We start from the raw sequence: 17,105 nt of genomic DNA on the forward strand, positions 1-17,105 counted from the left end.
CGAGTAGGCGTATCGTATTCAACGTGAGAAGTGTTGATTGTGATACCGCGCTCGCGCTCTTCTGGAGCGTTATCGATAGCTGCGAAATCGCGTGCTTCACCGCCGTAAGCTTTAGCAAGTACGTTAGTGATTGCTGCAGTCAGAGTAGTTTTACCGTGGTCAACGTGGCCGATAGTACCTACGTTAAGATGCGGTTTTGAACGTTCAAATTTTTCTTTAGACATGATCGTCCCTCAGAGACAATTAACGGTGAATAATTTCACGCAGTTTAGTTTAAACAAGGTAAGAAGTATAGATAAGAGACTGGTGCTGATAGGCAGATTTGAACTGCCGACCTCACCCTTACCAAGGGTGCGCTCTACCAACTGAGCTATATCAGCAATTAGATTGGAGCGGGCAGCGGGAATCGAACCCGCATCATCAGCTTGGAAGGCTGAGGTAATAGCCATTATACGATGCCCGCTTCATGTTTCTAGTTGCCTCTCAAGGCTACTTCAAACCATAGAAAGTGGTGGGGGGGGACGGATTCGAACCATCGAAGCTTTCGCGGCAGATTTACAATCTGCTCCCTTTGGCCACTCGGGAACCCCCCCGAATTAAATGGTGCCGACTACCGGAATCGAACTGGTGACCTACTGATTACAAGTCAGTTGCTCTACCTACTGAGCTAAGTCGGCTTCATTTAAGTGAGGCGCATTCTAAGTAATAGTTTTGCTGGTTGCAACACTCTTTCGCAAAAAAAAGCCTAACTTTCGCTATTTGCTGAAAGTTCCAGCAATTTATACCCCTCTTAAGGAAATTTCACCACCAATGAAGGGTTTTACGACACCGTTTGCTTCTAGCAGCAAAGCGCCATTTTTATCAATGCCACGAGCGATGCCTCGAACCTCTTTTTCGGCAATCAAAAGCTTTACCGGTTTATTCGCAAAGGCGTCCATTTTTTGCCAACTTGCCAAAAATGGCGATAATCCTTCACGTTCATAAAGCCGTAATGTTTCGCGCAACGCCAAAATGACGTTGTGGGCAAGTTCATTGCGATCAATCTCCTTGCCTGCGACCTGCTTTATATCGGTCCATGGTTGGTCAATGGCCGCGCTTGCTTGTATCGGCATGTTCACATTTAAACCTAACCCTATCACTAACTGACACGGCCCAGACGCTTGCGCCGACATTTCAACCAAAATACCGGCCAGCTTTTTGCCTTCAACATAAATATCATTCGGCCACTTGAGTTTAACGCCCGAAATATTCATTGCCGTTAACGCATTTACCACTGCGATGCCCGTGACTAAACTCAAACCCATTGCCGCGGCCATGCCTTCATCTAGCTGCCAATACATCGACAAATATAGGTGTGAAGCAAAGGGGGACACCCAGGTGCGACCACGTCGCCCCCGACCCGCTTGTTGGCACTCTGCGATACAAGTATGGCCTTTTTCAAGCTGACCAATACGATTAAGTAAATGCTGGTTGGTGGAGTCTATCAGGGTAAAGATTTCAACCTCAGGTGCATCTATTTGCGCGTTAATGGCTTGCGCGTTTAATAATGAAATGGGTTGAGCCAGCCTGTAACCCTTCCCTTTTACAGAGTAAATGTCTAAACCCAACTGCTCCAACTGTTTGATATATTTAGCTATGGCGGCGCGCGAGACGCTTAGCTGCTCTCCTAGCGCCTCACCAGAAGCAAACTGACCACTGGCGAGCGTATTTAATAGGCTAATAATATTTGGGTTTAGATCACTCACGCGCTTTTATCCTCAATAAATCCGTTTCACCTTGCGCGCCAATGAAACGCACTTCATGCTCTAACGCAATGCCAAACTTCTGCCACACTGTTTGCCTGACTAACCAAGCCAAATCAACAATGTCACTGGCCACTGCTTGCCTCTTGTTGACCAATACTAAAGCTTGGTTTTGGTGTACCGCGGCGCCACCCACTTGCTTGCCTTTTAAACCGGCTTGATCAATTAACCAACCTGCGGCAACTTTTCGTAATTTCGGATCAGCTACTGGATATTGTGGCATAGCGGGATATTGCAATAAGAGTTGCTCGACCTGCTTGGCACAAATGGTGGGGTTCTTAAAAAAGCTGCCGGCATTACCCAGTGCATTAGGATCAGGCAGTTTCGCGCTGCGTACCTGGCACACTAGATCGTAGATTTGCTTGGCGCTAGCATCTGCTGGTAACGATTTTAAATCGCCGTAGTTGAGCTTGCCTTGCCACGCTTTCGGCAGTCGAAACGTCACGTTGACAATAATATGAGTGGCCTTGTACTGGTGTTTAAAAATACTGTCACGGTAGGCAAATTGGCATTCACTGCCAGAAAGGATGGCAAACTCGCCTTGCTGGCGGTCAAACACGGTCACGCTGTGGCAAACATCTTTTATCTCTACCCCATATGCACCAATGTTTTGCACTGGAGTGGCCCCGACACAGCCTGGGATTAATGCTAAATTCTCTAAGCCGTCATAACCTTGCTCAACGCAATAGGTAACAAAGTCATGCCAGTTTTCACCCGCTGCCGCAGTGATCAACCATGCATCATCTTGTTCTGCTACTTGAATGCCTTTAAAGTCTGGCTTGATAAGCGTGCCTTCAAAATCCTCACAAAACAGTAAGTTACTACCCCCTCCCAAAATCAATGTCGGAGTAGGTAAACCCTCTGGCAGAGCAGTCAGCTCATCCGGCTGTTCCAAAATAAGTAGACGACGACTCAAAGCAGAAATAGCGAAGCTGTTAAGGCTGGTTAAATCAGCCAAAGATTTATCTAACATACATTAATCTCATCACAAAACGCGACTCAGCGAAATTGGCAGGTATAATGGCCTGAGTATACCTAAAACCTTGGTTAAAATCAGAGTCATGTCTTGTGGGCTTTCGCAAAGTTTCTTTTTTAGTTCTCAGCAAGTGCAACTTCTGCCGCCACTGGAATACCCGCTGGTAAACCGCTTATATAAAAGTCATTACAAGCCAGGTAAGCTCAGTGGCAGCAATAGTGCCTACGTGCTGCGACACCCCGAAAAAGGCAATATAGTCGCCTGCGTCAAGCTCAATCTTTACCCTGAGTACTGGTTTTTGTCGTCTTTACTGGTGCTGCCACCTTACCGTCGTTTAGGTTTAGCAGGTTTGCTGCTAAAGGGGGCATTGTCTCAGCTGCCTTCTCATCATCCTGTTTATTGCTTTGCGCAGCCACAGCTGGCCCCGATATACCTGGCTCAAGGGTTTACACTTGTCGCAGATGATTTTTTACCTGCTGACCTGCGCGCGCGCATTGGTAAGTACCGCCGTAAACAATCACTGCATGCTTTTGTAAGGCCAGTTGACAATAAAAGTCATTAATAACTCTCCTTCGCGCATTATAAGTGAGCATTTCTTTATTTTATTGCACCACACCACAACAGCAACGCACCACTAAAGTGCAAAACACCTAACCAGAATGATGCAAGGGTAACGTTCTTGTTATGCACCCGCACCAATCAAAGCCGCCAAATCAGTGCTTTCGCACCAAGCTGCAACATTTTTTTAATACTTGGTTCGATCTTTGCTTAATGGTATCTAACAAAATTGAATTTGTATTAAACAGCTTGGATGTTGAGGAGACAAAGCAGTGGAAAACATAACGAGCGCAGTTGAGACGTTAACACAAAGCGCAAACACCCTATTTATTCTTTTAGGTGCCATTATGGTACTGGCGATGCATGCCGGCTTTGCTTTTCTTGAAGTTGGTACAGTACGCCAGAAGAACCAAGTAAATGCTTTAGTAAAAATCATCGCGGATTTCGGTTTCTCTGCCTTGGCCTATTTCTTCATCGGCTACTGGGTTGCTTATGATGTGACTTTCTTTGGCAGCGCTGAAGAGCTTAGCGCAAATAGTGGCTACGACTTGGTGAAGTTCTTTTTCTTGTTAACTTTTGCCGCGGCTATCCCCGCCATTATCTCTGGTGGTATTGCTGAGCGCGCGAAGTTTTACCCTATGCTTATCGCCTCAGCCATTATTGTTGCTACGGTTTACCCTTTCTTTGAAGGCGTTATTTGGAATGGCAACTACGGCTTCCAAACATGGTTAGAGACGACTTATGGTGCAGGATTCCATGACTTCGCTGGCTCTGTAGTTGTGCACGGTGTAGGTGGTTGGCTAGCATTTGCGGCGATCATCTTCCTCGGTATTCGTAATGGCCGTTACCGTAACGGTAAACTGGTCGCATTTGCACCTTCAAATATTCCTTTCCTAGCACTGGGGGCTTGGATCCTTACTGTTGGTTGGTTTGGCTTTAACGTCATGTCAGCGCAAACCCTTGACGGCATCTCTGGCTTAGTTGCAGTGAACTCGCTAATGGCGATGGTTGGCGGCATTGTGGTTGCGCTAATTGTTGGCCGTAATGACCCTGGCTTTATTCACAACGGTCCGTTAGCTGGATTAGTGGCTGTGTGTGCAGGCTCTGATTTAATGCACCCAATTGGCGCATTAATCACAGGCGGTGTTGCTGGCGGTTTATTTGTCGTGCTATTTACCGTGCTACAAAACAAATTCAAATTTGATGACGTATTAGGTGTGTGGCCACTTCACGGTATCTGTGGTGCTTGGGGTGGTATCGCTGCCGGTATCTTTGGCCTTGAGTCTTTTGGTGGCCTAGGTGGCGTGAGCTTTATGTCACAGCTAGTTGGAACGCTAGCAGGTATTGCAGTAGCACTGATTGGTGGCTTCGTGGTATATGGGGTCATTCACAAGTTGGTTGGCCTGCGTTTAGACCAAGAAGATGAGTACCAAGGCGCTGACCTTGCTATCCACAAAATTGGCTCTGTGAGCGAAGATAAATAGAGTTGTCCCATTTTGATGTGACACAAGGCAGCTTAGGCTGCCTTTTTTGATGCCCAAAAGTAATTGCTTAGACCTTAGCAAGAAACCTAACTAGTTGGCATTATAAGCATTTTCTTGTTTACCGTTTAAAGCCCATAACAATAGTCTGGTTTTACTAGCCTAAAGTCGTATATACCCCTAACGGACCGCAGTCTAAAGTTTGCTCATCAACACAAGTAACCGGAGGACGTATGCAAGCATATTTAGCTGCCATAGATGTATTAATGTGCCATTGCGGTGTAACGTTTGAACAAGCTTGCGATCAGTTAGGCATAAATTTAAATGAAGTGACTGAAACCGATGACCGTGAAAAGCTGTTATCTGTGAGCCTAGATCAAAAATAAATGCAACGTAGGAGCCCGCAAAGGCTCCTAGCTACTGTTACAGTTTTATCTCACCAACAACAAATCCGTAATTAGCTTCAATATCACTGATGCTTCCTTCAATCGTATACTTTTTACCTTGTTCTAAGTTTCGAAGTAAATCAAAAGGCATGTCTACAGGTAATTCATTCGTTGATATCTTTAAGGCCTGATTGAGTTCGCCACTAAAAGTGTCCACCACCGCATTGTTCACATCTAACACTTCAAAGTAGTAGGAAATCGGATAGTTTTGCTCGATATCTGAAAAGCTCATATTTAGCGTTCCATTATCGAGTACAATCAAGCCCATCGGACCTTGATTCTCTACTTTAGCTGGCGCTAAGACGACCTGACGAGCATCATCACTAAGCTCATCATCCCCAACCACACCGTCAACATTAAATGTTGTAGCCTGATAAGTTGCAGCCGAGTCTTGATCAGTCAAGTTTACCAATACGTTGTAGTATGTATTACATGCAACGGGCGAGTTAAAAGAGCCATCCTCTTTAATGCTTTGATGAAGTGTAAGTTCGGTCATTCCTGCAGCAACCAAACTAACTGAAGACCAAAGTGGAGGAAAGTTATCACTTCTAGGCTGTTCTATTACGCCTGAAACAGAACAAGACAAACCAGGTTCCAACTCCACGATTTGTACATCGCCGCACCCGCTATTACTGTCAAATAGTTCAACTTCTTGTTGCAAACCAGAATAAGCTCCCCAGTAATTTAGTTGACCAAAAAAAGGGGGAGACACTAAAGCTGATTGAGGTAAGGATAACTGAACCACACCCGAAGAATCTGTAAGGCCGTAATCCAATTTAGGCGTGTAGTCAAATGACCGCAAGAAAACATTTCGGCCTGACTGTGGCACACCACTCGAATCGACCACTTCTATATTCGCACAAACTTGAAGTGGCGCTTCAGCTTCAGGGCCTAAACCTAGGCTCCACCAGTTGTTTGCGAAATGTGCCAAGTCAGCACTGATTTTTACAACCAGATCGTCGTGACAACCTAATTGATAACTGGTATCAGAAACCATTGCGCCATCACTTCTTTGGTGAAGATCACCAGTCGCACTCTGCTCCCAAAAGCCTTGCTTATCATTGTAAGTGTATACTGGAACTTGTAAGCCTTCTTTTTCCGGAGCTACGTCTTCTAAGATCGTATCGTAAGAACAATCGTTCGGCACATGTTGAGTAATGTGGGCCAATGTAGACAGGCCCACACTGTCCAACGCTTCATTTTCAGCTGTAACAATACTCATATAGGAAAAAAATAGTGGTGAGAATGCCTGTCCACTTCGAGTTACGTTTTGACTAGGAACAGAGGTATTTTGTTTTCCTTCAGAATGTAAATTCAGCGTTTTCAAACCAACATTGAGAGGCGATGTCGCAGCAAGCGCATCTGCGGCAAGAAAATCCACTCGAATAAACTCAAATTCTAAACCTGACGTTAAACTAGCATGATTATCCGTTATTTCTTTGCCTAAGGGGTTAACCGAATTACTTTCTGTCAGAGAAAAACTAAATGTCTCGCTTTCGTCTGCATCAAAAAGTCCTTTATGGACTGTTGCTGTAAGAGCTTTATCAAGATGAGAGGTTACGTTCATCTCAAAATTTTCAGGATCAGTGTAAGAATATGCTTTACTGTCTTTTAAGACACCAAGAGCACTAATATTGATGATGACTTTACCACCAGACAGAGCAAGCTTAGTTGGCACTTCAAACATGATAAGAGCAGTATTGTCTTGCGCGACATTTTTTTCATTTCGCTTTACGTGCTCAACGATATTGCCCATGTGATCTAAGGATATCACTTCGATATCAATTGCACTCGCTACCCCATCCGGGATTACAACTTGACCTGTTAAATTACGAGTGATGCGTTTTTCGCCGTTATCGGTTTCGATGACTTCCTGATCTAGATCAGCTTGATTTGACGAGTTTTCTCCTCCACAACCGGCCAAAACTAGTGGTAAGGCAGCTAAAACTGCCAGCTTCAAAGTACTTTTTCTAAACATTTCAATCCCTAACCTGATATGAATAACGAGCCATATTTTAAGAGAAAAAGCTGAAACAGCAATAAGTCAATCGTTTGTAATTAATAAAATTAATACTAATTGTACTTTTTGTCTCCCTCACCAAGCACACACTTTTCGTATAACTATTTATCTTAAAGGGATTTTTTAGCTGTTTGTACTAAGCTGATGATAGGCTGACAAAGAAGGAAAACACATGCAAGAAGCAATACTATCAAGGAAAGTAGCAATTATTGGTTTAGGCTATGTTGGCTTACCTCTCGCGGTTGAGTTTGCAAAACATTATGATGTCGTAGGCTTTGATGTCAGCCAAAAAAGGGTTGAAGAGTTAACACAAGGTATCGACCGCACTTTAGAGGTTGACTCAACAGAGCTACTTGCTTCTACTGCTCTTTTTTCTTCAGACATGGATGATATTGCGCAATGCGACTTTTACATTGTTTCAGTGCCCACGCCAATAAATAATCACCATCAGCCAGATTTACTTCCCCTCACCTCAGCATCAGAAACCGTCGCAGCCGTTTTACAGCAAGGCAATATTGTTGTATTTGAAAGCACCGTGTATCCGGGTGCCACTGAAGAAGTTTGTGTTCCATTACTGGAAACAGGTTCGGAACTTGTGTTCAATCGTGATTTTTTCGTCGGTTATAGCCCAGAAAGAATCAATCCAGGTGATAAAGAGCATACCTTGACCAGTATCACCAAGGTCACATCTGGCAGCACGACAGAAGCGGCTGTTATTGTGGATAGAACATACGCTAAAGTCATTACCGCCGGAACCTTTCTTGCCAGCTCAATTAAAGTCGCTGAAGCGGCAAAGGTAATCGAAAACACACAAAGAGACGTCAATATTGCATTAATCAATGAGTTGGCCTTAATCTTTGAAAGAATTGGCATTGATACACTAGAGGTATTAACTGCTGCTGCTACTAAATGGAACTTTCTCCCTTTCAGACCGGGCCTTGTTGGCGGTCATTGTATTGGTGTGGACCCATATTATTTAACTTACAAAGCCGAAGAGCTTGGATATCACCCCGAAATGATTTTAGCAGGTCGTCGCTTAAACGATGACATGGGGATATACCTTGCGGACAGGGTCATTAAGTTGATGTTAAAGAAAAAAATTCAAGTCTGTAATTCAGATGTACTCATTATGGGCTTAACATTCAAAGAAAATTGCCCTGATTTACGTAATACCAAAGTCATTGATGTGATAAAAGAGTTTGAATCTATGGACGTAAACGTCGACGTTTACGAACCTTGGGCCGATGCAGCAGAAGCAAAGCAATTTTATAACCTCAACATTTACCAACAACTACCGGAAAAACAATACGATGCTATCGTATTAACCGTTGCTCACCAGCAATTTTCGAAATTGACTGATGAGCAAATATTAAAGCTCTGCAAAACAGAAAAACACGTAATTTTCGATATAAAAGGTGTATTATCAGACCAAATCACCTCAGGGCGCTTGTAATTAAAACGCTCATCTAGCGCTCGCGAGTCGCCAAAAAATGTTTGAAAGCTAATGCACTATTCTTTAGCGTACGCTTTTGTGTTTGGTAGTCAACGTACACTAGGCCAAAGCGTTTATCGTAGCCTTCTGCCCACTCAAAATTGTCCATTAAACTCCAAGCAAAATAACCGGCAACGTTAACCCCTTGGCGAATCGCCTTATCCACTGCCAATAAATGACGCTGGTAATAGGCCATACGCTGCTGGTCATCGACCACGCCATCCACTAATTCATCTGCGGTAGCAGCGCCGTTCTCGGTGATATAAATGGGTGGCAATATATAACGCTGCTGAAAGCCTACCAGTAAGTCTGTCAGTGCTTGTGGGTAGACTTCCCAGCCCATATCAGTGAGCTCGACATGTTCAGCATTGGCGGCAACCACTTGATAGCCATGTTCAGCATCCGCTTTCACTCGATTACAGGTATAAAAATTGATACCTAAAAAATCGATAGGAGCATGAATGATGGCCATATCGCCTGCTAATACCAACGGCATATCTTGGGGAAATAAAGCTTGAATGCTTTGTGGGTAACTGCCTTCAAAAATAGGCTGCATAAACCAATGGCTGTTATCATCTTCCGCAAACTGTTGCGCGCCATTGTCAGCCTCCGAAATGGCGTAGTTAGGGGTGAAATTCAGTACAATACCGTGCTGAGATTGCGGCGCATTACGACGTAAAATAGGCATGGCCAAGCCATGCGCTAACAGTAAGTGATGGGCGGCTTGGTACCCTGATTTTTGATTTTTAATTCCCGGCGCGTGTATGCCAAAGCGATAACCTAAATAAGCGCTGCACCAAGGTTCATTAAACGTGGCATAGCTGTCAATCCGGTTGCCAAAATGCTGGCTGACCACATCAGCGTAATGAGCAAATTGATAAGCCGTTTCACGGTTAAGCCAGCCGCCTTTGTCTTCAAGGTACTGAGGTAGATCCCAGTGATATAAAGTGACAGACACTTTAATACCCTTATCTGATAGCGCTTGAATGATTTGGTCATAAAAGGCCAAGCCGGCCTGATTAGTTGAGCCATCGGCGCGAATAATGCGCGGCCAAGCAATAGATAAACGGTAAGCGTCGACGCCCAGTGATGCAATCAAGTCCACGTCTTGCTGCCACAAATGATAATGGTCGCATGCTATAGCACCGTTATCTTGGCCCTTTACCGCCCCTGGTTGCTGACAAAAGGTGTCCCATATTGAAGGCTCACGCTGGTCCTTATCGATGCCACCTTCGATTTGATAAGAAGATGTAGCGACGCCAAAGGTAAAGTGTTTTGTAAGCAGTTTAGAGTCTGCGGGTAGTTGGTACATTGGGTTCTCCCCCAATAAAGTAAATGCCTCATTGCCATCAATAAACCGTCCTTGTGCTTCTATTCACTGTATACTAAAGATGAATAAAATGAAGCCGTTATATTATGAACTTTGTCGCTCACGCACACTTAGCCGGCACCGAACCTGAAATCATTGCAGGCTCCGTGGTTGGTGAATACATTAAAGGTAGCCAGCTTGATCATTTACCCAACACTTTTGTCGCGGGAGTAAGGCTGCATCGAGCCACGGATGTGCATACCGACCAACACCCCTGGGTAAAGCAATGCATTACCAGTGTACCCGCTCAACATCGGCGCTTTGCTGGCATCGTATTGGATATTTGGTTTGATCATTTGCTCATTAAGCATTGGTCCGTTTTTTCTAACCAAGACTTTATTACCTTCACCGAGCAAACCTATCGTCACATTACGCCGTACATCCATCTAACAAAAGACAAACACCAAGTCATATTGCAGCGTATGAAACAATACAACTGGTTTAATGCTTACCGCCGCCCCCAAGGGGTGCAAGGCGCCTGCGAACGACTTCAACAAAGGCTTAAGGGGCGCGCGGATTTGGTGGGTATTTTTCAATTAGTGGCCAATGATGACAATATACGCCAAGGTTTTGAGGCCTTTTACCGTGATCAATTGGCATTTTGTCACCAATGGCGTGAGCAAAACATCACACCAGGCGAAGCTTAGGTTATGTATGAATCAAACTTAATCGCTTGATGACTTGCCAAGTGGCACTGAAACAGTAAAGTAATAAGCAAATTTTAAATTGATTAATGGACTAACAATGAACAAATTCAAAGCCCTTACCGCTAGCCTTTCTCTGTTGTGCTGCGCGGCCTTACCTTTGCAAGCAATGGCAAATGAGCAAGCGTCTACTTCAGAAGCAAAGACAACAGCGGCCAATGCCAGCCAACCGTGGAAGGGTCACTTTTTTCCCGACTTAAGTGGCCAGCCAAACGCTGAGCAGTTAAAAAAGATGATGCCTACCATCATCTTTACCGAGCAAGAAGTGATTGTAATGGCCAATGAAAAAGAAGCCGCGCGCGGCATCATCAGCGTGGAACAAGATAAAGCCTTAATTACCATTGGCGGTGCGACTAAACACGGTCAATTCAGTGATAACTTTGGCCGCTTTAAGTTTGATGACTCTGAAAGCGAATATGTAAGGATCAAATAAGGCTAACCAAAGGCTAGCCTTAAATTCTAATGTCCACTTGGCGCTCAGCGCCAAGTACATAGCTCTACTCGGTTACACCGATAATGCCACTGGCAGAGCCTTGATTACCCGTCGCATCTGTCAAGATTCCCGATACAGAGTAGCTGCCAAGGGGCAAATCAGTTGGCAGTGTAAATGGCGCAGCTCCCATATCTTCCGAATCATAATCAATCTCATTTGCTGCTGTGCCTTCGACACTGGCAACCACTGCACCATTCATATCTGTAAACTCTAACCGGTAGCTAACAGGGTAATCGAAGTCAAAGTCCATCAACAAAAAGCTCATACTTTGCCCCTGCGGCATAATATGACCCGTTAATATCGCCAATGGCGCCAAGTTCTGAATTTCTGCATCCTGCAAAATGGCCTTGTCGCCATCATCACTGGTTTCAAAGCCGGAAACGGTACCATTCACGTTAAAGGTTTTAGCCTGCGCTTCTTGCTCTGCGTTTATGCCTTGGTAGAAGTCCGAGAAAGTGTAAAATTGATAATCGATGTCACACTCAACATCCATGCTGTATTGACCATTTGCTTGGGCTTGGGTGAAGCCAAAGTTCATGTACCCTTCTGTGTTGGTAGGGAAAGCATAGAGCCAGCCCGAGTTCTCATCGGTACTACCGCCTGCAGCACGCGTCACCGTACCTGACACGCTACACATATCCGGTTTTTGCACCGTTATCACTTGCACTTCACCACAACTTTCTTGTTCAGAAAGTTGAATATCACTGGCTAGATAAGTGCCTGATTGATAACCCCAATGACGTAACGATGCGGTACGCTGAGTATTGTCTGGGTTGAGTAAGGTAGTGCTCAAAGCAACACTACCTTGACCATCTGTCACGGCATAAGTATCAGAAAAGCTGCGATTGCCACTAGGATCAGATAAGAAAACATAGCTGCCAGCAACCGGGTTACCACTTGGATTCAGTAACTTAACATTTGCACATAACTCTACTGGCGTATCAAAGAGTAAGGGGTAATCTAAATTCCACCAATCTCGTAAGAAATCGTCATTACTTACCACAACTTCTAAGTAATAATTATCCGCTGGACAGTCAAATACCTGTTGATTATCAGGCACAATAGAGTCATCCGCGGCATTAAACACATCACCATAACCAAGCAGGTCCCAGTCACCGGCATTAGGGTTATAAGTGTAAACGGGAATTTGAAAGCCCGCTTTATCGCTATTGGCATCTTGCAACTGCTCCAAAGATGCACAACTGCCAGCAGGGATTGTACGTGTAATCATGGTTGGCGCGGCATTGCGAGCAACTAACTCACCTTGCTCTGCAGCTCTTGCGATGGCCCCGCTTAGGGTTTGACCGTCTTGATCTCGGATCTCTGCAAAAGAAAAAGCAACCGATACTAAGGTATTGCCATCGCTGTCGCGGTAAGCGCCTGGGAAAGCTTCAGATTCTTCCGCGTCTGTCGGATCATAGTTAGCAATGCGACCAGATAATGCTGAAGTAGAGGCCGGTAAACTGTCCGCTGGAATATCAATTCTGATTTCTTCCATTAGGGAGTTACGTGGTACTGGACCATTACCATCTACCACAATGCTTCGGCCACTTGGCATTTTATGCACAGCAAAGCTAAACGTATCTTGACGTAAACCAGAGCGAGCAATGGTATTGCCTTTTTGCACTACAACTTGGTTCACCTGCTGTAAATTGACTTGCAGCTCAGAGTTAAAGTCACTTGCAGCATCAAAGTCAAAGGTTTTACTGTAACTGGCGTAGCCATCACTCGAAGCAGTCACCACTAAACTGCCGCCATCTGATGCCAGCTGAATAGCACTATCAAACAGAACTTGCCCCATGGTTTGTTGTAATTGTTCTTCAAATTGCTGCACAAGTTCACCTGCCGCATTTAAAGACACAAGACTTATCTTAAAGACACTACTGTCAGTCAGGCCAGGAGCATTTATCACCCCTTTAACACTGCGTGGTTCCGTTGCCGTTGTCACTGGCGCCGGTGAAGGAGTAACAACAGGCGCTAGCGTTGGCTCAACTGAAGTGGAACCTCCATCAGAATCATCACTTGAGCTACCTGAGCCACCACAACCTACTAAAGCGATGGCAGCTGACAACGCGAGGTATAGAGGTGCTTTTTTGAACATCAACATGCAAGTATCGTCCTTGTTATATATGAATAAGAATAAATATCAGTAATAAAAACGATAAAATCATAAACAAAAAGTCAATTAAGACCAATAATCAAACAACTCTCGCATGCGTTTTTGTTACCCTAGTCATTAAATAGCAGCATCTATTACCACCGTATTCCTTCGCTTAGTGCTTTTTAGTTGCGTCCTTTTTTGCTACATTAAGCCGCTTTTATTACCCCCGCATTCGAGAATAAAGCATGTCAGTTACAGGTACCTTATACATAGTGTCAGCCCCAAGTGGTGCTGGTAAGTCTAGCCTTATCAAAGCACTGCTTGAGCAAACCCAAGGAAATGCTCTGCAAGTATCTGTTTCTCACACCACTCGCGACCCTCGCCCCGGTGAGGTTAACGGTCAACATTATCACTTTGTAGGCAAAGCTGAATTTCAGCAAATGATCGCGCAAGATGATTTTTTTGAATGGGCAGAAGTGTTTGGTAATTTCTATGGCACGTCCAAAAAAGCGATAGAAGCCAGCTTAGCCCAAGGCATAGACGTATTTCTTGATATTGACTGGCAAGGCGCGCGCCAAGTGAAGCAGCTCATGCCAGCTTCAAAAGGAATTTTCATTTTACCGCCAAGCCGCGAAGCCTTAGAGCAGCGCCTCCAAAATCGTGGCCAAGACAGTGATGACGTAATAGCCAAGCGAATGGCAGAAGCGCAATCAGAAATGTCTCACTATAATGAATACGACTTTTTAATCATTAATGATGACTTTGAACAAGCCGTGGCCGAATTTGGCGCAATTATTCAGGGTCAACGCTTAAATACTGAGCGCCAAAGCGCTTTACACCATGTAAGCTTGGCTCAGTTACTGGCATAAAGCAGTATCTGGTGGTACTGTCTATACTCTTCATACTTGAAGCTGCAGCTTTGTTAACTGCGCCAATTTACCCTAATCACATAGAACACCTATGCTCATAGGGCTAAATTGGTATGTTGCCGCACTGCAACTCCAATTATCTTGAGTATAACTTAGGAAGTACAAATTAAGTCGAAATGGATCTAGATCTCCCCTGACTTAGCTTGTATAATTTTGCGTCGTTTTTTAATTTCGGAGTCCTTAGATGGCACGCGTAACTGTAGAAGATGCTGTAGAGAAGGTTGGCAACCGTTTTGATTTGATCCTAGTAGCGGCACGTCGCGCCCGTCAAATTGCGGTACAAGGTAAAGAGCCTTTAGTAGATGAAGAAAATGATAAGCCTACAGTCATTGCTTTACGTGAAATCGAAGAAGGTTTAGTGACTTCACAAACAATGGATGTACAAGATCGCCAAGAGCAGCAAGAACAAGACGCTGCCGAGCTAGCTGCAGTAGCAGCGATTGCTGAAGGTCGCGGTTAATCCCATCTTTCTTAAAAAAGCACCCTTTATGGGTGCTTTTTTGATCAAAAAACTCACCATTCGGTGCAGAGTTTAGTATCTTCAATGTAATAGCCTAGAAGAGTCGGGGACGAGTTTGTACATCTTTGAAAGCCTACAAACACTGGCAGCCAGTTATTTGCCTGTGGAACAACAACAGCAGCTGAAACAAGTTTATATCGTGGCACGTGATGCTCATGAGGGACAGTTTCGTTCTAGTGGTGAACCGTATATTACTCACCCTGTTGCCGTTTCTTATATCCTGGCAGAAATGCGGTTGGATTATGAAACCCTCGCCGCAGCACTCTTGCATGACGTTATCGAAGATACCGACACCACCCAAGAAGACTTGGCCGAAATGTTTGGCGAAACCATTGCTGAACTCGTAGAGGGCGTCAGCAAGCTCGACAAACTTAAGTTTCGCGATCGCAAAGAAGCACAAGCAGAAAACTTTCGTAAAATGGTCATGGCCATGGTGCAAGACATTCGTGTGGTATTGATCAAGTTAGCTGACCGTACCCACAATATGCGTACCCTTGGCGCTCTTCGCCCTGATAAACGTCGCCGTATTGCCAACGAAACCTTGGAAGTGTTCTCGCCCATCGCCAATCGTTTGGGTATTCACAACATTAAAAACGAATTGGAAGAACTCGGCTTTCAAGCCTTGTATCCAATGCGTTACCGAGTCCTCAAAGAGTCGGTTCGCCGCGCGCGCGGTAACCGTCGTGAAGTGATGGATAATATCCACGCAGAGGTCGCAGGCCGGTTAGAAGACGTTGGCATTGATGCGCAAGTATTAGGCCGCGAGAAAAACTTATTTAGCATTTACAATAAAATGCGTAGCAAAGAGCTGCAGTTCCATGAAGTCATGGACATTTATGCATTTCGTATTTTGGTTAACAATCTTGATACTTGCTACCGAGTATTAGGGCAAATGCACAGCTTGTTTAAGCCTCGTCCCGGTCGCTTTAAAGATTATATCGCCATTCCTAAAGCCAACGGTTATCAGTCACTGCATACCTCTTTAGTTGGCCCGCATGGGGTACCGGTCGAGATCCAGATCCGTACTGAAGACATGGATCAAATGGCAGACAAAGGTGTCGCGGCGCATTGGTCTTATAAACAAAATGGTGACGGCTCTGGCACAACGGCTCAAGTAAGGGCGCGCCGTTGGATGCAAAGCTTGTTTGAGCTGCAGCAAAGCGCGGGCAGTTCGTTTGAATTTGTTGAAAGCGTAAAAACTGAGCTCTTCCCTGATGAAATCTACGTATTTACCCCTGAAGGTCGTATCATTGAGTTACCTTTAGGCGCGACAGCGGTAGATTTTGCTTACGCGGTGCATACCGATGTAGGGAATGCCTGCGTAGGGGCCCGTGTTGACCGCCAACCGTACCCGCTGAGCCGTAAACTCAAAAATGGCCAAGCCGTTGAGATTATTACCGCACCAGGTGCACGGCCTAACGCAGCTTGGCTCAACTATGTGGTGACGGGTAAAGCCCGTAATACCATTCGCCAAATGTTGAAAAACCTGCAACTGGAAGAGTCCATTAATTTAGGCCGCCGCTTATTAAATCATGCCCTAGGCAGTAAAACGTTAGCCGATATTGCACCAGAGAACATCCAAAAGGTACTGTCAGATACTAAGCAAGAATGCTTGGAAGACTTACTGGCAGACATTGGCTTGGGAAATGCGATGAGCATCGTTATAGCCCGTCGCTTCTTGGGCAATGCCGATGAGTTGACGCCTACCGATAATGAGCAAGGCAAAATGCCCATTAAAGGTGCCGAAGGCATGTTGGTGACATACGCTAACTGTTGCCGCCCTATTCCTGGTGACCCGATTATTGCCCATATCAGCCCAGGTAAAGGCTTAGTCATCCACGTGGATACCTGTCGTAACATTCAACCTCACCTAGATGAAGCTGATAAGTACATGCAAGTAGAATGGGATATGTCGTTGGAAGCCGAGCACGAATATCGCACTGAAATCCGCGTCGAGCTCATTAACCATCAAGGTGTACTTGCCGATTTAACCAATGCGGTGTCGGCAACCGGCTCCAACATTCATAATATTGCCACCGAAGAAAAAGATGGTCGAGTGTACGTTGTCGATTTATTAATCACCACCAAAAACCGTATTCACTTGGCTAACATCATGAGAAAGATCCGTGTGCTGCAAGACGTGACCAAGGTGTCACGCAATCGCAACCGCTCTCTCAAGAAATAAAGCTAGTACTAAGAACCCGTATTTAGAGA

Annotated in this window: 15 protein-coding genes and 4 tRNA genes; 9 read left to right on the forward strand and 10 right to left on the reverse strand. The window is 45.0% G+C overall.

The features are described 5' to 3' along the window. The 7 genes from D1Z90_RS05315 to murB all read right to left on the reverse strand — a co-directional run. Positions 1–224 (reverse strand): GTP-binding protein (locus tag D1Z90_RS05315; RefSeq protein ID WP_232525202.1); only part of this gene is annotated, 224 nt, incomplete at its 3' end. A gap of 80 nt (positions 225–304) precedes the next feature. Continuing rightward, positions 305–380: transfer RNA gene (locus D1Z90_RS05320), tRNA-Thr, on the reverse strand. A gap of 8 nt (positions 381–388) precedes the next feature. Next, a tRNA-Gly gene (locus D1Z90_RS05325) sits at positions 389–463 on the reverse strand. 46 nt (positions 464–509) lie between these two features. Next, positions 510–593 (reverse strand) — tRNA-Tyr (locus tag D1Z90_RS05330). An 8-nt stretch (positions 594–601) separates the two neighbouring features. Further along, positions 602–677 (reverse strand) — tRNA-Thr (locus tag D1Z90_RS05335). Between the two features lie 102 nt (positions 678–779). Next, the gene (gene birA, locus D1Z90_RS05340) at positions 780–1,745 is read right to left on the reverse strand and encodes a bifunctional biotin--[acetyl-CoA-carboxylase] ligase/biotin operon repressor BirA (RefSeq protein ID WP_119909719.1); all 966 of its coding nucleotides are present in this window, start codon (positions 1,743–1,745) and stop codon (positions 780–782) included. Continuing rightward, complete coding sequence (gene murB, locus D1Z90_RS05345) at positions 1,738–2,775, reverse strand: UDP-N-acetylmuramate dehydrogenase (RefSeq protein ID WP_119909720.1); 1,038 nt, start codon at positions 2,773–2,775, stop codon at positions 1,738–1,740. Before murB ends, birA begins: the two co-directional genes overlap by 8 nt. A gap of 88 nt (positions 2,776–2,863) precedes the next feature. Between murB and D1Z90_RS05350 the strand changes: the two genes are divergently transcribed. The 3 genes from D1Z90_RS05350 to D1Z90_RS21255 all read left to right on the forward strand — a co-directional run bounded on the left by D1Z90_RS05350 (position 2,864) and on the right by D1Z90_RS21255 (position 5,203). Then, complete coding sequence (locus tag D1Z90_RS05350) at positions 2,864–3,340, forward strand: GNAT family N-acetyltransferase (RefSeq protein ID WP_119909721.1); 477 nt, start codon at positions 2,864–2,866, stop codon at positions 3,338–3,340. A gap of 268 nt (positions 3,341–3,608) precedes the next feature. Next, entirely contained in the window at positions 3,609–4,820 is a 1,212-nt protein-coding gene (locus D1Z90_RS05355; RefSeq protein ID WP_119909722.1) for an ammonium transporter, read from the forward strand. A 230-nt stretch (positions 4,821–5,050) separates the two neighbouring features. Then, entirely contained in the window at positions 5,051–5,203 is a 153-nt protein-coding gene (locus D1Z90_RS21255; RefSeq protein ID WP_158587058.1) for a hypothetical protein, read from the forward strand. Between the two features lie 37 nt (positions 5,204–5,240). Here the strand turns inward: D1Z90_RS21255 and D1Z90_RS05360 are convergent, their stop codons facing one another. Next, a complete protein-coding gene (locus D1Z90_RS05360; protein ID WP_119909723.1) occupies positions 5,241–7,241 on the reverse strand; it encodes a hypothetical protein in 2,001 nt (666 codons plus the stop codon). 214 nt (positions 7,242–7,455) lie between these two features. Here D1Z90_RS05360 and D1Z90_RS05365 point away from each other — a divergent pair, with 214 nt between their 5' ends. Continuing rightward, positions 7,456–8,736: a nucleotide sugar dehydrogenase gene (locus D1Z90_RS05365; protein ID WP_119909724.1), complete on the forward strand. Its 1,281-nt coding sequence runs from the start codon at positions 7,456–7,458 to the stop codon at positions 8,734–8,736. Between the two features lie 13 nt (positions 8,737–8,749). On the opposite strand, the gene D1Z90_RS05370 is transcribed toward D1Z90_RS05365, so the two are convergent. Further along, positions 8,750–10,087: a GH1 family beta-glucosidase gene (locus D1Z90_RS05370; RefSeq protein ID WP_119909725.1), complete on the reverse strand. Its 1,338-nt coding sequence runs from the start codon at positions 10,085–10,087 to the stop codon at positions 8,750–8,752. Between the two features lie 104 nt (positions 10,088–10,191). Here D1Z90_RS05370 and D1Z90_RS05375 point away from each other — a divergent pair, with 104 nt between their 5' ends. Both D1Z90_RS05375 and D1Z90_RS05380 read left to right on the forward strand, forming a co-directional pair. Then, complete coding sequence (locus D1Z90_RS05375) at positions 10,192–10,791, forward strand: acyl carrier protein phosphodiesterase (RefSeq protein ID WP_119909726.1); 600 nt, start codon at positions 10,192–10,194, stop codon at positions 10,789–10,791. Between the two features lie 97 nt (positions 10,792–10,888). Continuing rightward, complete coding sequence (locus D1Z90_RS05380; RefSeq protein ID WP_119909727.1) at positions 10,889–11,281, forward strand: hypothetical protein; 393 nt, start codon at positions 10,889–10,891, stop codon at positions 11,279–11,281. A 64-nt stretch (positions 11,282–11,345) separates the two neighbouring features. Here D1Z90_RS05380 and D1Z90_RS05385 read toward each other — a convergent pair whose 3' ends face one another. Next, a complete protein-coding gene (locus tag D1Z90_RS05385; protein WP_119909728.1) occupies positions 11,346–13,448 on the reverse strand; it encodes a hypothetical protein in 2,103 nt (700 codons plus the stop codon). Between the two features lie 239 nt (positions 13,449–13,687). Here D1Z90_RS05385 and gmk point away from each other — a divergent pair, with 239 nt between their 5' ends. The 3 genes from gmk to spoT all read left to right on the forward strand — a co-directional run bounded on the left by gmk (position 13,688) and on the right by spoT (position 17,076). Continuing rightward, the gene (gene gmk, locus D1Z90_RS05390; RefSeq protein ID WP_119909729.1) at positions 13,688–14,311 is read left to right on the forward strand and encodes a guanylate kinase; all 624 of its coding nucleotides are present in this window, start codon (positions 13,688–13,690) and stop codon (positions 14,309–14,311) included. Between the two features lie 244 nt (positions 14,312–14,555). Further along, positions 14,556–14,831 (forward strand): DNA-directed RNA polymerase subunit omega, encoded by a 276-nt coding sequence (gene rpoZ / locus D1Z90_RS05395; RefSeq protein WP_119909730.1) that lies wholly within the window; start codon positions 14,556–14,558, stop codon positions 14,829–14,831. Positions 14,832–14,946: 115 nt separating this feature from the next. After that, positions 14,947–17,076 (forward strand): bifunctional GTP diphosphokinase/guanosine-3',5'-bis pyrophosphate 3'-pyrophosphohydrolase, encoded by a 2,130-nt coding sequence (gene spoT / locus D1Z90_RS05400; protein ID WP_119909731.1) that lies wholly within the window; start codon positions 14,947–14,949, stop codon positions 17,074–17,076. The last annotated feature ends 29 nt before the right edge of the window (positions 17,077–17,105 follow it).

The organism is Motilimonas pumila, from assembly GCF_003596335.1.
In the GTDB taxonomy this organism is placed as follows: domain Bacteria; phylum Pseudomonadota; class Gammaproteobacteria; order Enterobacterales; family CBDFNC01; genus Motilimonas; species Motilimonas pumila.

Coding starts and splice junctions, on each gene's coding strand:
- murB (WP_119909720.1), bottom strand. CDS start 2,775: ATGTTAGATAAATCTTTGGCTGATTTAACCAGCCTTAACAGCTTCGCT.
- D1Z90_RS05350 (WP_119909721.1), top strand. CDS start 2,864: ATGTCTTGTGGGCTTTCGCAAAGTTTCTTTTTTAGTTCTCAGCAAGTG.
- D1Z90_RS21255 (WP_158587058.1), top strand. CDS start 5,051: ATGCAAGCATATTTAGCTGCCATAGATGTATTAATGTGCCATTGCGGT.
- D1Z90_RS05360 (WP_119909723.1), bottom strand. CDS start 7,241: ATGTTTAGAAAAAGTACTTTGAAGCTGGCAGTTTTAGCTGCCTTACCA.
- D1Z90_RS05365 (WP_119909724.1), top strand. CDS start 7,456: ATGCAAGAAGCAATACTATCAAGGAAAGTAGCAATTATTGGTTTAGGC.
- D1Z90_RS05370 (WP_119909725.1), bottom strand. CDS start 10,087: ATGTACCAACTACCCGCAGACTCTAAACTGCTTACAAAACACTTTACC.
- D1Z90_RS05375 (WP_119909726.1), top strand. CDS start 10,192: ATGAACTTTGTCGCTCACGCACACTTAGCCGGCACCGAACCTGAAATC.
- D1Z90_RS05380 (WP_119909727.1), top strand. CDS start 10,889: ATGAACAAATTCAAAGCCCTTACCGCTAGCCTTTCTCTGTTGTGCTGC.
- D1Z90_RS05385 (WP_119909728.1), bottom strand. CDS start 13,448: ATGTTGATGTTCAAAAAAGCACCTCTATACCTCGCGTTGTCAGCTGCC.
- gmk (WP_119909729.1), top strand. CDS start 13,688: ATGTCAGTTACAGGTACCTTATACATAGTGTCAGCCCCAAGTGGTGCT.
- rpoZ (WP_119909730.1), top strand. CDS start 14,556: ATGGCACGCGTAACTGTAGAAGATGCTGTAGAGAAGGTTGGCAACCGT.